This is a genomic window from Catenuloplanes indicus (assembly GCF_030813715.1).
In the GTDB taxonomy this organism is placed as follows: Bacteria; Actinomycetota; Actinomycetes; order Mycobacteriales; family Micromonosporaceae; genus Catenuloplanes; species Catenuloplanes indicus.
Genome location: NZ_JAUSUZ010000001.1, coordinates 1,269,046 through 1,285,679, shown reverse-complemented (window position 1 = coordinate 1,285,679; position 16,634 = coordinate 1,269,046). Strand labels below are relative to the sequence as shown.

Annotated in this window: 17 protein-coding genes and 2 pseudogenes; 14 read left to right on the top strand and 5 right to left on the bottom strand. The window is 73.3% G+C overall.

The genetic code is table 11. The features are described 5' to 3' along the window. The first annotated feature begins 165 nt into the window (after positions 1 to 165). Both J2S42_RS06125 and J2S42_RS06120 read left to right on the top strand, forming a co-directional pair. Positions 166 to 1,350, top strand: a complete 1,185-nt coding sequence (locus J2S42_RS06125) for a sensor histidine kinase (protein ID WP_307236077.1) — start codon at positions 166 to 168, stop codon at positions 1,348 to 1,350. Further along, positions 1,347 to 2,003, top strand: a complete 657-nt coding sequence (locus tag J2S42_RS06120) for a response regulator (RefSeq protein ID WP_307236075.1) — start codon at positions 1,347 to 1,349, stop codon at positions 2,001 to 2,003. The genes J2S42_RS06125 and J2S42_RS06120 overlap by 4 nt, the downstream gene beginning before the upstream one ends. A gap of 167 nt (positions 2,004 to 2,170) precedes the next feature. On the opposite strand, the gene J2S42_RS06115 is transcribed toward J2S42_RS06120, so the two are convergent. Beyond that, positions 2,171 to 2,398, bottom strand: a complete 228-nt coding sequence (locus J2S42_RS06115; RefSeq protein WP_307236073.1) for a hypothetical protein — start codon at positions 2,396 to 2,398, stop codon at positions 2,171 to 2,173. Positions 2,399 to 2,431: 33 nt separating this feature from the next. Between J2S42_RS06115 and J2S42_RS06110 the strand changes: the two genes are divergently transcribed. Further along, positions 2,432 to 3,139: a hypothetical protein gene (locus J2S42_RS06110; protein ID WP_307236071.1), complete on the top strand. Its 708-nt coding sequence runs from the start codon at positions 2,432 to 2,434 to the stop codon at positions 3,137 to 3,139. 52 nt (positions 3,140 to 3,191) lie between these two features. Here the strand turns inward: J2S42_RS06110 and J2S42_RS06105 are convergent, their stop codons facing one another. Further along, complete coding sequence (locus J2S42_RS06105; RefSeq protein ID WP_307236069.1) at positions 3,192 to 4,166, bottom strand: sigma-70 family RNA polymerase sigma factor; 975 nt, start codon at positions 4,164 to 4,166, stop codon at positions 3,192 to 3,194. 87 nt (positions 4,167 to 4,253) lie between these two features. Between J2S42_RS06105 and J2S42_RS06100 the strand changes: the two genes are divergently transcribed. Continuing rightward, the gene (locus J2S42_RS06100) at positions 4,254 to 4,634 is read left to right on the top strand and encodes a PH domain-containing protein (RefSeq protein ID WP_307236068.1); all 381 of its coding nucleotides are present in this window, start codon (positions 4,254 to 4,256) and stop codon (positions 4,632 to 4,634) included. Here the strand turns inward: J2S42_RS06100 and J2S42_RS06095 are convergent. After that, positions 4,631 to 5,116 (bottom strand): hypothetical protein, encoded by a 486-nt coding sequence (locus tag J2S42_RS06095; RefSeq protein ID WP_307236066.1) that lies wholly within the window; start codon positions 5,114 to 5,116, stop codon positions 4,631 to 4,633. The genes J2S42_RS06100 and J2S42_RS06095 overlap by 4 nt on opposite strands. A gap of 184 nt (positions 5,117 to 5,300) precedes the next feature. Here J2S42_RS06095 and J2S42_RS06090 point away from each other — a divergent pair, with 184 nt between their 5' ends. Beyond that, the gene (locus tag J2S42_RS06090; protein WP_307236064.1) at positions 5,301 to 6,269 is read left to right on the top strand and encodes a quinone oxidoreductase family protein; all 969 of its coding nucleotides are present in this window, start codon (positions 5,301 to 5,303) and stop codon (positions 6,267 to 6,269) included. Here the strand turns inward: J2S42_RS06090 and J2S42_RS06085 are convergent. Further along, positions 6,259 to 6,789: a GNAT family N-acetyltransferase gene (locus tag J2S42_RS06085; protein WP_307236062.1), complete on the bottom strand. Its 531-nt coding sequence runs from the start codon at positions 6,787 to 6,789 to the stop codon at positions 6,259 to 6,261. The genes J2S42_RS06090 and J2S42_RS06085 overlap by 11 nt on opposite strands. Before the next feature lie 19 nt (positions 6,790 to 6,808). Here J2S42_RS06085 and J2S42_RS06080 point away from each other — a divergent pair, with 19 nt between their 5' ends. The 3 genes and pseudogenes from J2S42_RS06080 (at position 6,809) to J2S42_RS06075 (ending at position 10,345) form a co-directional block, all read left to right on the top strand. Next, entirely contained in the window at positions 6,809 to 8,038 is a 1,230-nt protein-coding gene (locus tag J2S42_RS06080; RefSeq protein WP_307236060.1) for an MFS transporter, read from the top strand. Between the two features lie 581 nt (positions 8,039 to 8,619). Further along, a pseudogene (locus J2S42_RS42175) lies at positions 8,620 to 9,249 on the top strand (carbohydrate-binding protein); the annotation flags it as partial. Positions 9,250 to 9,490: 241 nt separating this feature from the next. Beyond that, entirely contained in the window at positions 9,491 to 10,345 is an 855-nt protein-coding gene (locus J2S42_RS06075; RefSeq protein ID WP_307236058.1) for a PIG-L family deacetylase, read from the top strand. Here the strand turns inward: J2S42_RS06075 and J2S42_RS06070 are convergent. Next, positions 10,320 to 11,117, bottom strand: a pseudogene (locus J2S42_RS06070) (aldo/keto reductase); the annotation flags it as partial. The gene J2S42_RS06075 and the pseudogene J2S42_RS06070 sit on opposite strands and share 26 nt — an antisense overlap. Before the next feature lie 122 nt (positions 11,118 to 11,239). Between J2S42_RS06070 and J2S42_RS06065 the strand changes: the two are divergent. The 6 genes from J2S42_RS06065 (at position 11,240) to J2S42_RS06040 (ending at position 16,628) form a co-directional block, all read left to right on the top strand. After that, positions 11,240 to 11,944 carry a TetR/AcrR family transcriptional regulator gene (locus tag J2S42_RS06065; protein ID WP_307236056.1) on the top strand — a complete coding sequence of 235 codons (705 nt, stop codon included), beginning with the start codon at positions 11,240 to 11,242 and terminating at the stop codon, positions 11,942 to 11,944. A 20-nt stretch (positions 11,945 to 11,964) separates the two neighbouring features. Beyond that, positions 11,965 to 12,918 carry an AraC-like ligand-binding domain-containing protein gene (locus J2S42_RS06060; protein ID WP_307236054.1) on the top strand — a complete coding sequence of 318 codons (954 nt, stop codon included), beginning with the start codon at positions 11,965 to 11,967 and terminating at the stop codon, positions 12,916 to 12,918. Between the two features lie 100 nt (positions 12,919 to 13,018). Then, a complete protein-coding gene (locus tag J2S42_RS06055) occupies positions 13,019 to 14,047 on the top strand; it encodes a helix-turn-helix domain-containing protein (RefSeq protein ID WP_307236052.1) in 1,029 nt (342 codons plus the stop codon). Positions 14,048 to 14,120: 73 nt separating this feature from the next. Continuing rightward, entirely contained in the window at positions 14,121 to 14,942 is an 822-nt protein-coding gene (locus J2S42_RS06050; RefSeq protein ID WP_307236050.1) for an alpha/beta fold hydrolase, read from the top strand. A gap of 2 nt (positions 14,943 to 14,944) precedes the next feature. Then, positions 14,945 to 15,763, top strand: coding sequence for an alpha/beta fold hydrolase (locus J2S42_RS06045; RefSeq protein ID WP_307236049.1), 819 nt, complete (start codon positions 14,945 to 14,947; stop codon positions 15,761 to 15,763). A gap of 70 nt (positions 15,764 to 15,833) precedes the next feature. Beyond that, positions 15,834 to 16,628 carry an alpha/beta hydrolase gene (locus tag J2S42_RS06040; RefSeq protein WP_307236047.1) on the top strand — a complete coding sequence of 265 codons (795 nt, stop codon included), beginning with the start codon at positions 15,834 to 15,836 and terminating at the stop codon, positions 16,626 to 16,628. Positions 16,629 to 16,634: the final 6 nt, after the last annotated feature.

The following is a 16,634-nucleotide window of genomic DNA, read 5'->3' as shown; positions in this document are numbered from 1 at the left end:
GGTCGGAAACGAGAGCGGACACAGACTGCCGGGACCGCCCGCCCGGTCACATCCGCCCGCCGACCGGAGATCAACCCGGCCACCTCCGCCGAAAGTCGGATGGCCCGCCCTGTCCTTCGGCAGAACCCCGCCCGGCCGCACCGCGACTACGCTGGGGAGACGATGATGATCTCTGGACGGAAGCGCGGGCGCCTGGGTTACCGGCGCGGCGCGTTGCTCGCGGGTTTCGGACTGACGGTCCTGCTCGACCTGTTCATCGCCACGGCTCAGGCGGACGGCGGCTACGTGGTGATGCTGCTGCCGTCGCTGGTGCTGGCCGGCGCCGGCGCGCTGATCTGGGCCCGGCGCTACCGCCAGGGCGGCCAGCTGCTGCCGGTGCTCGCGATCGGGCTGTCCGTGGCGTCGGTGGTGGTGACGTTCGGCACGCTGGTCCTGGTCGGCGGCGGTTCCACCAGCGGCACCTGGGGGCTCGCCGAGACCGTGTCGCTGCTGCTGGCGATCTACGTGGTGGCGCGCTACGGCCGCCCCGCGGTCGCCTGGCCGGCCGGGCTGGCGGTGCTGTTCGCGCTGCTGCTGCAACCACAGCGGATCGGCTTCGGCATCGAGATGGTCGTCTTCGGCATGCTGCTGGTGATGGCCGGTGGCGGCGTCGGCGCGATCGGGGTCTGGACCCGGTTCACCGCCGGGCAGCGGGAACGTCAGATCGCGACGGTACGGGCGGAGCAGCGCGCCGAGTTCGCCCGGGACCTGCACGACTTCATCGCCCACCACGTGACCGGCATCGTGGTACAGGCGCAGGGCGCGCGGTTCATCGCGGAGCAGGACCCGCAGCGAGTGATCACCGCGCTGGACCAGATCGAGAAGGCCGGTGCGGAGACGATGTCCGCGATGCGGCGGATGGTCGGCGTGCTGCGCGGCGCGGACGCGGCCGCACCGCTCGCGCCGCTGGCCGGCGTCAGCGACCTGCAACCACTGCTGGAGCAGTTCTCCGCGGCCGGGGGCGCGCAGGCACGGCTCTTCGTGGAGGGGCCGCTGGACGGGCTGCCGGTGGACGTGAGCACGTCCGCGTACCGGGTGGTGATGGAGGCGCTGACCAACGTCCGGCGGCACGCGATCGCGCCGACCCGGGCCGACGTGCAGCTGCGGCGTACCCCCGACTGGTTGTTCGTCCGGGTGACCAACGACGGCACCGCGGCGCCGCGCGCGACCGACCGCCGCGGCTTCGGCCTGGACGGTCTGGGGGAGCGGGTCGCGTCCGTCGGCGGGTGGTTGCGCGCCGGGCCGGGGATCAACGGAGGATGGATGGTCGACGCGGCGCTTCCGATCGCGGCGGGTGAGGAGCGACAGTGACGATCAGGGTGCTGGTCGCGGACGATCAGGCGATGGTCCGTACCGGATTTGGCATGATCATCGGCGCGCAGCCGGACATGGAGCTGGTCGGCGAGGCCGCGGACGGTCTCCAGGCCGTCGAGCTGGCGTCGCGGCTGCGACCGGACGTGGCGCTGATGGACATCCGCATGCCGAAGATGGACGGCCTGGAGGCGCTGCGGCGGCTGGCCGGCCCGGGCGTGGCGGACCCGGTGAACGTGGTCGTGGTGACCACGTTCGACCTGGACGAGTACGTGCACGCGGCGCTGCGCAACGGTGCCTGCGGCTTTCTGCTCAAGGACTCCGGCCCGGCGCTGCTGGTCGAGGCGGTGCGTGCGGCCGCGTCCGGTGACGCGCTGATCAGCCCGTCGATCACGGTCCGGCTGCTGGAGCACATGACGCCGCCCGCACCGGTCCGTCAGGACCTGGGCGACCTGTCACCGCGCGAGCTGGACGTGGTCCGGCTGACCGCGCAGGGCCGCACGAACGCGGAGATCGCGGCCGAGCTGTTCATCTCGATCGGCACGGTCAAGACCCACCTGAGCAGCGTGCAGGCGAAGCTGGGTGCGCGCAACCGGGTGGAGATCGCGGCCTGGGCCTGGGAAAGGCGCCTGGTGGCACCCGGGCCGCGATAGTACGTTTGACGGCATATTACGGTGGCGGTAGTGTCCGGGCATGCCATCCCTGCGGGAACCGACGTTCCTGATTCGCGTCGCGCTCGTCCCCGATGCCCGCCCGGGGGCGTCGGCATGAGCGAGCTGGAGGATCGCTACCGCGCCTGGCTCCGGTGCTACCCGCGGGACTACCGCCGCCGCCACGGTCCGGAGCTGATCACGACGCTGCTGGACGCGGCGCGGCCCGGCCAGACCGAGCCGGACCCGGCGGACGTGCTCGACCTCGTGCGCGGCGGGCTGCGCCAGCGCTTCCGGCTGCCGGCCGGCCGCTGGATGCTGGCGTTCGCCGTGGTGGCCGCGCTGTTCTGCGCCGGGATCGGTGCGGCCGCCGGCGCCTGGACCGCCTGGCGCGTCACGCCGGTGGCGCTGCCGGACGGTGCGCACGCCCAGTGGCTCACCGGCCTCGCGGCCGACCGTGGCGGACCGGCCGATGCGCCGTTGCCGCGCCACGACTACCACGGTGTCCCGCACGTCGTACCGCAGACGTTCGTCGATCGGCCACCCGGTGGTGGGACGCCGAGGACGCCCGGGCCGCCGCCGCGCGCATCGCGGCCGACGGCTGGGACGTCGGCCCGATCGAGATCGCGCAGTGCCGCACCGATGACGCCTACGACCTGCACCGGGCCACGTTCGTCGCGGAGCGGGACGGTGTGCGGCTGGACTACGCCGCGGAGTGGCCGATCACGCCCGGCGCGGCCGGTGACCGGACCGCGTTCGTCGCGGCGTCGTTCCAGGCGGAGATGCCCTGGACCGCCTATGCCGGAGGTGTCGCCGGCGCGGTTCTCGCGGCCGCCGTGATTTGGCAGTTCATCGCCTGGGCCGGCGTCCGGCTGGGCCGTGCCGACCCGTGGTGGCGGACCGCCGGCCTGCTCTGCGGCGTCACCGCGCTGGTAGCGCTGGCACTGCCCGCGTCCGCGGTCTGGATCGACGGCGTCACGATGCTGCTGCCGGATCCGGTGCTCCGCGGCGCGCCGGTCACGCTGTGGGGTGCGTTCAGCGCGTTCGACCGCTTCTACCTCGCCGTGGCCATTCCGTTCCTGCTGGTCACGGCCTTGATCGCGGGTGCCGCCCGGCGGCGTCGGCCGGCGGTGGCCTGACCGTGGTGATACCCCGGCGCGCTGGATCATCGCGAGTGCCGGGGCATCTCCCTCACGCCGCCTCTCCCGTGGCGCACGCATTAGGGTCATCATGCAGCAAATGCAAAAGCCTTGCAATAAGAACGGTGGGTGGCCGGGGCGGCCGCCGGGCTCCCCGCCCGTTCCGCGGTTGGCCGTCGTTCAGGACCGCAGGGCCGTCGACGCGGCGCCCGAGGTGGTGACGCGGCGGCGGACCGGCAGGAGCAGTGTGGGGTGGCTGACGCTCCAGGCCGCGCCCGCGCAGATGAACTCCTTGATCCGCACCGATCAGGCGTTGTGCGGCCTCCGGCCGGAACGCGGACCGCAGGAAGCGGGCGATCGCGAGCGCGCCCACGATCGGCGTGGTGCGGGCCGGCACGTGCCCGCCGCCGTCCGCGACGCTGACCGCGTCGTCGGTCAGCAGCCGGATCAGTGGCGCGATCTCGCCGCTCGTGGCGGCGCGGAGGAAGTTCTCGGCGATCTTCTCGGCGGCCGCGGCGTCGACCGTGACCCGGGTCCGGCCGGTGGCGACGTGCCGGCGGACGCGGTGACGGATCTGCTGGCAGTTCGCCTCGGTGAGCCCGAGCATCCCGGCGATCTCCGCGTGCGGGTAGCCGAACGCCTCGCGCAGCACGTACACCGCACGTTCGTTCGGCGAGAGGCGTTCCAGCAGCGTGAGCACCGCGATCGAGACGGACTCGCGCTGCTCCGCGGTCTCGGCCGGGCCGAGCATCCGGTCGCCGGCCGGCACCGGCTCCGGCAGCCACTGCCCGACGTACGTCTCGCGCCGCGCCCGCGCGGAGGTGAGCTGGTTGAGGCACACGTTCGTGAGCACCGTCGTCAGCCATGCCTCCGGCGTCCCGATGTGCTCCCGGTCCGCCGTCTGCCAGCGCAGAAAGGTGTCCTGCACCGCGTCCTCGGCATCCCCGGCCGAGCCCAGCATCCGGTACGCGATCGCCTCCAGGCGCCCCCGGACGCGCGCGAACAGCTCCAGCTCACCCGGCGTCATCGCGAGCCAGCGTAACGGGTTTCCGCTGGCGGGCGGCAGGGGAAATGATCCAACGACTTCACTGGGATCGGGACCAGGAGGAACGGGATGAGCGAGACCTACCGGGACGACATCGCGGCCGCGGCCGTGCGGATGGGTTCGAGCGTCGGCGCGCGCAAGGAGCTGGCCGGGCTGGAGGAGCGGCTGCGGCCGGGCGAGCAGGTGTCCGCGCTGGTCGCGGGCCGGCACGGGCCGGGCAACGGCGTGCTGGTGCTGACCGACTCGCGGGTGCTGTTCGTGTTCGAGGGGCTGATCCGGGAGGCGGAGGTGGTCATCCCGATCTCCGAGGTGACCGGCGTCGGCTGGAGCACCGCGGTCAACCTCGGCACGATCAGCGTGCTCGCCGGCAGCGAGATCGAGGTCGGCGGCGTCGACAAGGACGGCGGCGAGCACTTCGTCAAGGCGCTGAAGAGCGCCGCGTCCATCTAGCGAGCCGAGGGACCGCCGGCGGGGTCGCGGGTCAGCTCCATCACCCAGTTGAGCCGCCAGCTCTGCCCGCCGTCGTAGGAGAACTCCTGCTGCCGGCGGGCCGAGTCCGCCCCGTCGGTGGTCCACTCGAAGCGCAGCCGCACCGGCCGCCCGCCGACCCCGTCGTCGCCGAGGAGCACGCCGGTGCCGTCGCACCACGTGCCCTCCAGCGGCGGGTCCAGGTGCCCCGGCCGGTTGCTGGACGCCCACCAGATCCGCCAGACGCGCGCGTCCGGGTCGAACTGGCGCAGCGTGAGCCCCTCGAAGTCGCCGGCCCGGATCCGGTCGATGTGGCCGAGCCCGCCGAGGATCGGCTCCGCGTGCGCGGTCGCGTCGAACTCGACCCATTCCGTGCAGCCCGGGTCGCTGTTGTCGGGTGGCTTGCGGTTGCGCACCCGCCAGCTCCCGAAGATGAAGTCGAAGTCGGTACGGCCATCGGTCACGGCGCTCTCCCAGGTCGATCGGGCTCGGTCACCGACGACACTGTCACCGGTTCCCGACAGCTTCCGTCGGGAACCTCGCCATGCCTCGATCATCCGCGTGTCGCCGCCCACAGTGACGGGCAACCGACCGTGGGTACGCGGATAGTTGGTCCCTGAAACTTGATCTTCCTCGGGAGGTACGGCAATGAAGGCAGCGGTGTACTACCAGAACGGCGGTCCGGACGTCCTGCGCTACGAGGACGTGCCGGACCCGGTGGCCGGGGCCGGTGAGGTGCTGCTGCGGGTCGAGGCGGTCGGCGTGCAGGGTGGTGACGTGCTGTTCCGGCAGTTCGCGCCGGTGCGCTCCGCGCCGCACATCGTCGGCTACCAGGCGGCCGGCACGATCGCCGCGCTGGGCGAGGGCGTCACCGGGCTGCGCGAGGGGCAGCGGGTGGTCGCGTTCATGGCCGCCGGGTCGCACGCCGAACTGGCCGTGGTCAAGGACTTCAACGTGTACCCGGTGCCGGACGGCATGGACCCGCGGATCGCGGCCGGCATCCTGGTCGAGTTCGCCACCGCGGACGAGTGCCTGTTCGAGGTCGGCAAGCTGCGGGCCGGCGAGACCGTGCTGGTGCAGGCCGCGGCGAGCGGCGTGGGCCTGGCCGCGGTGCAGCTGGCCAAGGCGGCCGGTGCCACCGTGATCGGCACCGCGTCCAGCGACGAGAAGCTGGCCCGGCTGGCCGAGCACGGCCTGGACCACGCGATCAACTACCGGGACACGGACGTGGTGGCGCGGGTCAAGGAGATCACCGGCGGCCGCGGCGTCGACGTGGTGATCGACCCGGTCGGCGGGCGCACGCTGGAGGGCAGCATCGAGGCGCTGGCGTACCGGGGCCGGATCACCTGGATCGGCGAGGCCGGCCGGGACGGACACACGCCGCAGATCCGGCCGCTGATGGTGAAGAACGCGTCCCTGCACGGCGTCTATCTGGCCGGCGGGATGCAGCACGACCGGGCCCGGATCCGCACGGTCATCGAGAAGCTGATCGCACGCGTCGCCGCGGGCGAGCTGACGGTCGTGATCGACCGCGAGTTCCCGCTCGCCGACGCGGCCGGGGCGCACCACTACATCGAGAGCCGCGCCGCGTTCGGCCGCGTGCTGCTCATCCCCTGACCGGGATCTCCAGTTCGAAGTGGACGGTGCCGGGGCCGTGCGGCGTGGGGCGTTCGTCGTGGACGAGGCGGGCGTGCGCGGTCCAGAACGCCTCGGCACCGGGCGAGATCGGGTCGGTGTGCAGGTATGCCGCGGTGTAACCACCGTCCGCCGCGATGAACGCGAGCAGCCGGTCCACCATCGCCCGGGCGAGACCTCGGCGGCGGTGGGCCGGGTCCACGTAGACCCGGCAGAGCTGGGCGGTGATCCCGGCCGGGTACCGCTGGGCCAGCCAGTCCGGCGCGGACGGGCCGTGCGAGCGGACGCCGCCGGTCGCCACCACCGCACCGTCCGGCGCGGTCGCGACCAGTAGCGTGTGCCGTGGCGGCTCCAGGTACGCGCCGGCGATGTCGATGACGTCGCCGTGCCAGCGCGGCACGTACCCGCTGCGCATGTCGCGGTAGAGCGTGTCGAGCATGACGCGGCGTGCGCCGGGCACGTCCGCGACCTCCGCGGTGCGCAGGGTGTACGTGGCGAGCATGATCGCTATTCTTGGCTACTTGCAAACTTATGGCAACAAGCTCCTGATCCTTACGGAGATCGCCCGGCTGCCGGCCCTACCCCGGCTGCTGGTCCTCACGCAGCTGGCCTTCAACGTCGGCTTCTACCTGGTGCTGCCGTTCCTCGCCGACCATCTGCGCGCCGACCTCGGCCTCGCCGCCGCGCTCGTCGGCCTCGTCCTCGGCCTGCGCACGTTCAGCCAGCAGGGCCTGTTCCTGATCGGCGGCGTGCTCGCCGACCGGTACGGCGCCCGCCCGGTCGTACTGGCCGGCTGCGCGGTCCGGATCGCCGGTTTCGGCGTCCTCGCGGCCGCCCGCGACCTGCCCGCCGTGCTGGCCGGCACGCTGCTGATCGGCGTGGCCGCCGCGCTGTTCTCGCCGGCCGTGGAGTCCGCGCTGGCCCGCGAGGGCGCGCGCCTCGAGGCGGCCGGCACGGTGCGGCGCACCGAATTGTTCGCGATGTTCTCCGCGGCCGGCGAGGCCGGCGCGGTCACCGGCCCGCTGCTCGGCGTGCTGTTGCTCACGGCCGGTTTCCCCGCGGTCTGCCTGGCCGCCGCGGCCGTGTTCGCGCTGATCCTGGCCATGCACTCGCGGCTGCTGCCGGCCGAGCCGGGCGCGCACGCGGGCGAGCCGGTCGCGGACGGCCTGCGCGAGGTTTTCGGCAACCGCCGCTTCCTCGCGTTCGCGGCCGTGAACGGCGCCGGGCTGCTCGCCTACCACCAGCTCTACCTGGCCCTGCCGCTGGAACTCGACGCCGAGGACGCGGCCTGGGCACTGGGCTGGCTGTTCGCGCTCGCCTCGATACTGATGATCACCGGACAGCTGACCATCGCCCGGTACGCCCGCCGCGCACTCGGTCCCCGCGCGGCGCTGACGTGCGGATTCGCGCTGATGTCGGCCGCGTTCGCGGTAGTGCCGGTGCTGCCGGGCGCGTGGTCCGCGCTCGCCATGGTGGTGCTGCTGACGGCCGGCCAGATGCTGGCTTCCCCGGTCGCCCGGGACACCGCGGCGCGGCTCGCGGCCGAGCGGCGGCTCGGCGCCCACTTCGGCGTGCTCTCCGCCGCCGGTGGCCTCGCGGTGCTGGCCGGCAGCACCGCGACCGGCGCACTGCTCGACTCCGCCGGGCCGGTCGTCCCGTGGCTGGCGCTGGCGGCCGTACCGTTGACCAGTGCTCTCCTGTTCCCGCTCGTGGCACCGGCACCGCGGGAGCCCGGCCCGGTACGGCCGTGACGCTCACCGGTGCACCCGCGCGGCCCGCGCCACCGGCCGCGCCGGATCCGTCGCTGACCGCCCACGCGCTCACCGCGGCGCCGAGTCCGCTGGACAATCCGCTCAAGGGTTTCGCCCGGTTCTACGTGCCCGGCGAGGACCAGAACACGGCTATCCGCGGTCGCTGTCGTGGAGCTACTTCGGGCTGTCCGAGGTGATGACCGGCGCGGCCGACTGCGCCGCGTACGACTGGACGGTCGTGGACCGGGCGCTGACCGAGACGGCGTCGTACGGCAATCAGGCCGCGATCCGGTTCTACCTGGAGTACCCGGGCGGCACCGGCAGCCACCCGGCGAACGCGATCCCGCGCTGCTTCGACGGGCACGTCACCTACCGGGACAACACCCGGTGGGGCACGGTCTCGCCGGACTACGACAGCCCGTACCTGCTGGACGCGCTCACCGCCTTCATCGCCGCGTTCGGCGCCCGGTACGACGGCGACCCGCGGATCGGCTTCATCAACCTGGGCCTGGTCGGGCTCTGGGGGCGAGTGGCACACCTGGCCGTTCGACGCGGACACCGCCGACGGATACCCGGACCTGATGCCGTCGGACGCGAGCGGCGCGCGGATCGTGGCCGCGTTCGACGACGCCTTCGACGTCACCAAGCTGGAGATCCGCTACCCGGAGTCGGCCGGTGGCGCCGCGGACGGCCGGGACATCGGCTACCACGACGACTCGTTCTGCTATCGCGAGGGTTCGCCCGCCGCGGGCGTCACGCTGCCCCGGTCGATGGGCGGCAGCGACTACTCGCAGCTCCAGCGCGCGCTGGACCGGGGCGTGGAGAACAAGTGGACCCGTAGCTCGATGGGTGGCGAGGTGCGGCCGGAGATCCAGGGCAACGCGTTCGACGCCTGGCCCGGCGGCGCCGGCCAGGTCGACGACATGCGGGCCTGCATCGAGCTGGAGCACACCACCTGGAAGATCAACCAGGGCAGCCAGGGGTACGCCGCGTCCGATCCGGAGGTGGCGGCGGCGATTCGGCTGATGGGTTACGACCTGACGGCCACGCACGCGTACCTCCCGGACGACGCCGCCGGCACGGCCACGGTCGGTGTCACGATCGAGAACCGCGGCGTGGCACCGTTCTACTACCCGTGGACGGTCACGCTCGGCCTGCGGAACGCGGCCGGCGACGTGGTGAAGACCTGGGACACGCCCTGGGACCTGCGCACGGTCATGCCGCTGAAGGTGCGCGCGTTCCCGGTACCGGGACATCCGGATCCCGATGGCCGCGAACGGCATCGACCGCGCCCGCCCGCGGCAGCTGGCGATGGGCTTCTGGTACGGCGGCCGCGGCACCGTCACGATCGACGGGGTGCGCTTCGAGTAGATGTGTTCCTGGCCTCGCCGGACGCGGACCGAGGCCGGCCGGCCGTAGGCTTGCCGGGTGAACATCCGTCCGCTGACCCTGATGACCGTCCACGCACATCCGGACGACGAGGTGACGAGCACCGGCGGCGTGCTCGCCCGGTACGCGGCCGAGGGCGTGACCACGATCGTGGTGACCTGCACCGACGGCCGCTGCGGCGACGGTCCCGGCGGCGCCAAGCCGGGCGAGGCCGGGCACGACCCGGAGCAGGTGGTCGCGATCCGCCGCGGTGAGCTGGAGGCCAGCTGCGGCGTGCTCAAGGTGACGCACCTGGAGACGCTCGGCTACCACGATTCCGGCATGATGGGCTGGCCGACCAACGACGCGCCGGGCTCGTTCTGGTCCACACCGGTGGACGAGGCGGCCGCGCGGCTGGCCGAACTGATCCGGCGGTACCGGCCGGACGTCGTGGTGACCTACGACCAGAACGGCGGTTACGGCCACCCGGACCACATCCAGACGCACCGGGTGACGATGGCCGCGGTCGCGCTGGCCGGTGACGTGCCGAAGGTCTACTGGAGCGTCACGTCCCGGTCCACGATGGCGGAGATGGGCGAGCGGATGATCGCGGCCGGTCTGCTCAAGGCGGAGGACATCCCGGCCGACGCGCCGCCGATGGGCGTCCCGGACGAGGACATCACCACCCGCATCGACACCGCCGGCGTCACCGCGCAGAAGTTCGACGCCCTGTCCGCGCACGCCAGCCAGGGCGACGGCGCCTTCTTCATCGGCCTCGGCCGCGAGACGTTCGGCGAGCTGCTGCGCACCGAGTCGTTCATCCGCGTCCAGGACTCCACCGGCGCCCCGATACCGGAGAACGACCTCTTCGCCGGCCTGCGCGCAGACCGGTCCGACGAGGCGGCCGGCGGCGTCATCCGCGCAGCACACCGGCCATGAGGCCGCGGACGTGCTCTCGCCGTCCGGTGGCCTGTCGCCCGGCCTGACCGGCGGCACCGCCGCCCGGCCCGGGCGGCGAAACCGGCGGCGGCATGTCCGGACATGCCGCCGTCCCGGCCGTCCGGCCGAGGTGGGGCGTCAGTGTGCGACGGTGGCGGAGATGGCGTCGATGCTGGACTGGTCGCCGGACGTGCAGCGCGGCCGTGGACTCGTCGGTGAGCGCGGTCAGGCGGGTGACCTCCGCGTCGGTCAGGCCGGCCGCCAGTGGGCCGGCGGCCACGTTGGCGCGCAGGTGGCCCGGGTTCGTGGTGCCGGGGATGGCCACCACGGCGGGGCTGCGGCGCAGCAGCCAGGCCAGCGCGATCTGGGCCGGTGTGGCGCCGAGGCGTTCCGCGGGTGCGGTGAGCTCGGCGTAGCCGGTCAGCCGGCCGGCGGCCAGCGGGAAGTACGGCACGAACAGGATGTCCTGTGCCTCGCAGTCCGCGAGGACCCGGACGCCGCTGCGGTCGAGCAGGTTGAAGCGGTTCTGCACGGCCGCGATCGGCGTCACCCTCTGCGCGCGGGCGAGGTCCCCGGGGGACGCGCCGGACAGGCCGATCCGGCGGATCAGGCCCTGCTCGCGCAGTTCGGCGAGCACGCCCAGGCGCTCCTCCAGGTCCTCCTCGGCGGACACCACGCCCAGGTCGCCGCCGAGCCGCAGGTAGGTCAGTTCGCTCACGTCCGTACCCAGGTCGGTCAGGGCCTCGTGCACCTGGGCCCGGATCTCGGCCGGCGAGCTGCATGGCGCCGTACCCGATGCGGTTCATGGTGCTTCTCCTTGATGTATCGGTGCTACGGCAAATCTCGTAGCACTGCCTGTAACAGTGATACGCCGAATGCCGTAGCATTGCAACCATGGATGACGAGAAGCGGCGGCAGATCCTCGACGTGGCGGCCGGGATCCTGGAGAGCGGCGGCGCGCAGGCGGTCTCGACCCGTGCGGTGGCCGCGGCGGCCGGGATCCGGGCGGCCTCGCTGTACCAGCTGTTCGGTGACATGGACGGGCTGCTGGCGGCGCTCGCCCGGCACGTCTTCGACCGGTACCTGGCCGAGAAGCAGACGCTGGCGGCAACCGGCGACCCGATTGCCGACCTGCGGCGCGGCTGGGACATGCACGTCGACTTCGGGCTCCGGCACCCCGCGTTCTACCTGCTGATGTTCGGCCCGGCCCGGCCCGGCCGCCGGCCGCCCGCGGTCGAACAGGCCTACGATCTGCTGCTCCGGTACGTGGAGCGGGTCGCGGCGGCCGGGCGGCTGCGCGTGCCGGCGACGGTCGCGGCGGATCTGGCGCTGGCCGGCGGCGTCGGCGTCACGCTCACACTGATCGGCGGCGCGGCCGGCTCCGGCACGGCCCCGATCGCCGACGACGCGGGGCTGTCCGGGCGGATGCGGGACAGCCTGTTCGCCGCGCTCCTCACCGGCGTGCCCGCGACCGCGGAGCCCGGCCTGGCGCCGCTGGCGGTCGCGCTGGACACCGCGCTCGCCGCCGGCCCGCCGGACGCGTTGCGCCCGGCCGAGACCGCGCTGCTGCGCGACTGGCTGGGGCGCCTCGCCGGCTGACTCTCCGGCACACTGAGCCGGTGGCGTACGTACTGGACACCGTCGATCTTCCGCCGGGGGACCGGGTGGAGGCGGTGCGGGCCGCGATGATGTACGCGTCCGCGCCCTGTCACGTCATCCACGAGGATCCGGGCGGGCCGGTGCACGCGCGGATGGAGGTGTGGGACCTCGGCGACGCGAACGTGTTCACGCACCGGTCGTCCGGGATCCGGCTGCTGCGCACGGAGCGGCTGGCCCGGCAGGACGCGATGCCGGTGGTGGCGCTGTCCGTGCAGCTGCGGGCCGAGGGGTGGATCGAGCGGTCCGGGCGGCAGGCCGTGGTGCCGGCCGGCGAGCTGCTGGCGGTGGACCTGTCGGCCGCGTACGACTACTCGTGGTCCGGAGACGGCGCGGCCGGTGCGATCCAGATCCCGTTCGACCGGCTCGGGCTGCCGGTCGACGTGGTGCGGCGGGCCGCGCCGGAGATCCGGTCCAGCCCGTACTACCGGATGCTGACCGACCACATCGGACACCTGGCGCGCGATCCGGCGGGGCTGACCGGGAACGCCGCGGTGGCGACCGCGAGCGTGGAGCTGGCGGGGGCGCTGCTGGCGTCCGCGGCCGGGCCGGACCGGGACACCCGGCGGGTGCTGGCGGAGACGCTGCTGACCCGGGTGCGGGCGTTCGTGCGCAGGCACCTCGCCGATCCGGAGCTGACCCCGGCGGCGATCGCGGCCGCGCACAACGTGTCGCTGCGGCACCTCTACCAGGTCTGTGCGGCGGCGGACCTGAGCCTGGAACAGTGGATCATCGGGGAGCGGCTGCGGTACGCGCGGCAGGACCTGCTCCGCCCGGAGAACCGGCACCGCCCGGTGGCCGCGATCGCGCGCCGCTGGGGCTTCCGCGACCCGACCCACTTCACCCGCCGCTTCAAGGCCCGCTACGGCATCCTCCCCAGCCGGCTGCGCCGCTCCGCCGAGGCCGGTCCCGGCTGATCGCACCGGCCCGGCGCGACCCGGCGAATCGTGCACCGTGGGCCGACGAGCGTGCGGTGAGGGCCGATCGGCCGCGGTCCGGCGCCGATAGCGTCGTCCGGTGCGGGAGGAACTCGGGGACCTGCTTCGTGAGCTACGGTTACGGGCCGGTCTGACGATCGAGGGGCTGGCCGGGGCGTCGGGGGTGAGCGTGCGCGCGATCAGCGACACCGAGCGTGGCCGCAGCCGCACGCCCCGGCCCCGGACCGTCACGGCGCTCACCGCGGCGCTCGGTCTCGACCGGGACGACGCCGACGCGTTCGCGGCGCTGGCCCGCTCCGGCCGCGGCACGGTGGCCGCGGGCCGGCCGCGCGCGGGCGAGCTGCCCCGGCGCACCGTGGCGGCCGCCGGCCGGCCGGCCGCACTGGCCGAGATCGGCGGCTGGATCACGACGTCGCCACCGGACGGACCGGCGCTGGTCGTGGTGCTGCACGGGCTGCCCGGGGTGGGCAAGACCGCGCTTGCGGTCCGGCTGGCCGAGCGGCACCGGTACCGGTTCCCGGGTGGCGCGTTCTACGCGGATCTGCGGGCCGGTACGGAGCCGGAGACCGTGCTGCTGCGCGCGCTGGGCATGGGCGCGCGCCTGATCGCGGCGGACCGCGACGAGCGGGCCGGGCAGCTGCGGGCGCTCCTCGGCCGCCGCCGGTGCCTGCTCGTCCTGGACGGCGCGGCCGGTGAGGCGCAGGTCCGCGCGCTGCTGCCGGGCACGGGCTGCGTGCTGATCACCAGCCGCCGATCCCTCGCCGGCCTGGAGGCCGTCCGCCGCTATCCAGTCGCACCGCTGCCGCCCACCGAGTCCGCGCCGCTTCCGCCCGGCCGGTCCCCGGCACCGCCGGGCACCAGCGGCGGGATCGCGTTCCCCGAACTCGGCACCGACGCCCGGACCATGCTCCGCGGCCTCGCGCGCCGGTCCATGTCGTCCTTCGGCACGGCGGACGCCGCCGTCGCCGCCGGATGCGACCCGATCACCGCCGAGACCCTGCTGGAGGACCTGCTGGACCTGGGACTGCTGCAGCCCGACGGGGCGGACCACTACCGGCTGCCGGACGCGGCCCGGCCGTTCATCGGCCCGGCACCGGATTCTGCCTAATGTTCCGCATGGTTCGCCGCTCGGCCCGCTGATTGCATGTGGCAACAACCTGATCACCGATCCGGAGGAACACATGAGCGAACTACCCCGGCGTACGGTGCTGGCCGGCTCCGCGGCCGTCGTGGCCGCGGGCGTCCTCACCGCGACGACCGCCGCCCCGGCCGCCGCGGCCGGTCCCGGCACGGGGACGAAACCCACGGTCGTCCTGGTCCACGGCGCGTTCGCGGACGCGTCCGGCTGGACCGAGGTGATCCGCCGGCTGACCCGCGACGGCTACCCGGTGCTGGCACCGCCGAACCCGCTGCGCGGCGTCGCGTCCGACTCCGCCTACCTGGCGAGTTTCCTGACCACCGTGCCGGGCCCGATCGTCCTGGCCGGACACTCGTACGGCGGCTTCGTGCTGACGAACGCCGCTACCGGCAACGTCGACGTGAAGGCGCTGGTCTACGTGGCCGCGTTCGCGCCGGACGCGGGCGAGACCGTGCAGGGCCTGCAGACCCGGTTCCCCGGCACGAAGCTGGACGAGACGCAGCTCGACTTCCGGCCGCACGCCGGTGGGTACGACGGCTACGTCAAGGCCGCGTCGTTCCGGGAGATCTTCGCGGCCGACCTGCCGAAGGCGACCACGGACGTGCTCTGGGCGACCCAGCGGCCCGGCGACACGCACACGCTCGGCGAGCCGTCCGGCGCACCGGCCTGGCGCGACATCCCGTCGTGGTACCTCGTCGCCCGCGACGACAACCTCATCCCGGCCGCGGCGCAGCGCTTCATGGCGACCCGGGCCCGCGCCCGCGCCGTCGAGATCCGCGCCTCGCACGCCGCACTGATCTCCCAGCCCAGGGCGACCGCGGACGTGATCGCGCTCGCCGCCCGTACCGTGTCGAAGGGTTTTTGATCATGCCGTTCGTGACCGTGCAAGACGGTGCGCAGATCTTCTACAAGGACTGGGGGAGCGGCCGCCCGGTCGTGCTGTCGCACGGCTGGCCGCTGAACTCGGACAGCTGGGAGGCGCAGGCGCTGTTCCTGGCGTCGCACGGCTACCGGGTGATCGCGCACGACCGGCGCGGTCACGGCCGGTCCACGCAGACCTGGGACGGCAACGAGATGGACACCTACGCCGACGATCTCGCGGCGCTGCTGGACACGCTGGATCTGCGGGACGCGACGCTGGTCGGGTTCTCCACCGGCGGCGGCGAGGTGGCGCGGTACATCGGCCGGCACGGTACCGGACGGGTCGCGCAGGCCGCGCTGGTGTCCGCGGTGCCGCCGTTCATGCTGCGCACGCCGGACAACCCGGAGGGCGTACCGATCACGGTGTTCGACGGCATCCGGGCCGGGTCGCTGGCCGACCGGTCGCAGACCTACCGGGATCTCGCGGCCGGGCCGTTCTTCGGCGGCGCGGCGTCGCAGGGCGTGCAGGACGCGTTCTGGCTGCAGTCGATGGCGGCCGGGCACCGCAACGCGTACGAGTGCATCGCCGCGTTCTCGGCCACCGACTTCCGCGACGACCTCGCCCGGTTCGACGTGCCGACGCTGGTCATCCACGGCGACGCGGACCAGGTCGTGCCGTTCGACGTCGGCGGCAAGCGGTCCGCCGCCCTGATCAAGGACGCCGAGCTGATCGTCTACGCCGGCGCGCCGCACGGCATCACCGACACCCACAAGGAGCAGCTCGGCGCCGACCTGCTCGCGTTCCTGGAGGAGTTCAAGGCATGAACGAGCCTGCGAGCGAATCATCGGCTCAGCGCCGACCACGGCGAAACCGCACGGCGAAGGGAAATCCGGCATGAGCACCATTGTTCTGGTTCATGGGCTCTGGGTGACGCCGCGCAGCTGGGAGGGCTGGGTGCGGCACTACGAGAGCAAGGGCCACACCGTCATCACCCCGGCCTATCCCGGCTTCGAGGTGGAGGTGGAGGCGCTGCGGGCCGACCCGACACCGATCGCCACGCTGACCGTGCCGGAGACCGTTGCCCACCTGGAAAAAGTGATCACCGAGCTGCCGGAAAAGCCGATCATCATGGGCCATTCCTTCGGGGGTACGCTGACGCAGCTGCTCCTGGACCGCGGCCACGGCGCGGCCGGTGTGGTGGTCAACTCCGCGCCGCCGGAGGGCATCCGGGTCACGCCGCCGTCGCAGATCAAGTCGCTGTTCCCGATCCTGAACAACCCGGCCAAGCGCCACCGGGCCGCCGGCTTCACCCACGAGCAGTGGCGTTACGCGTTCACGAACACGCTGTCCGAAGAGGACTCACGCGCCGCCTACGAGCGGTACGCGATCCCGGCGCCGGGCAGCTGGGTCTGGTCGTACGGCCTGATCGCGAACTTCAAGCCGGGCAAGCAGGAGACCTGGGTGAACTACCGGAACCCGGAGCGCGCCCCGCTGCTGTTCATCGCGGGCGGCGCGGACCACATCATGCCCCCGGCGGTGAACCGCTCCAACGCCCACCACTACAAGGCCGAGGGTACGGTGACCGACTACATCGAGTTCCCCGGCCGCTCGCACTGGACGTGCGCGGAGCCCGGCTGGGAGAAGATCGCGGACACCGCGCTCGACTGGGCGCTGCGGCACGCCCGCTGAGCGTGT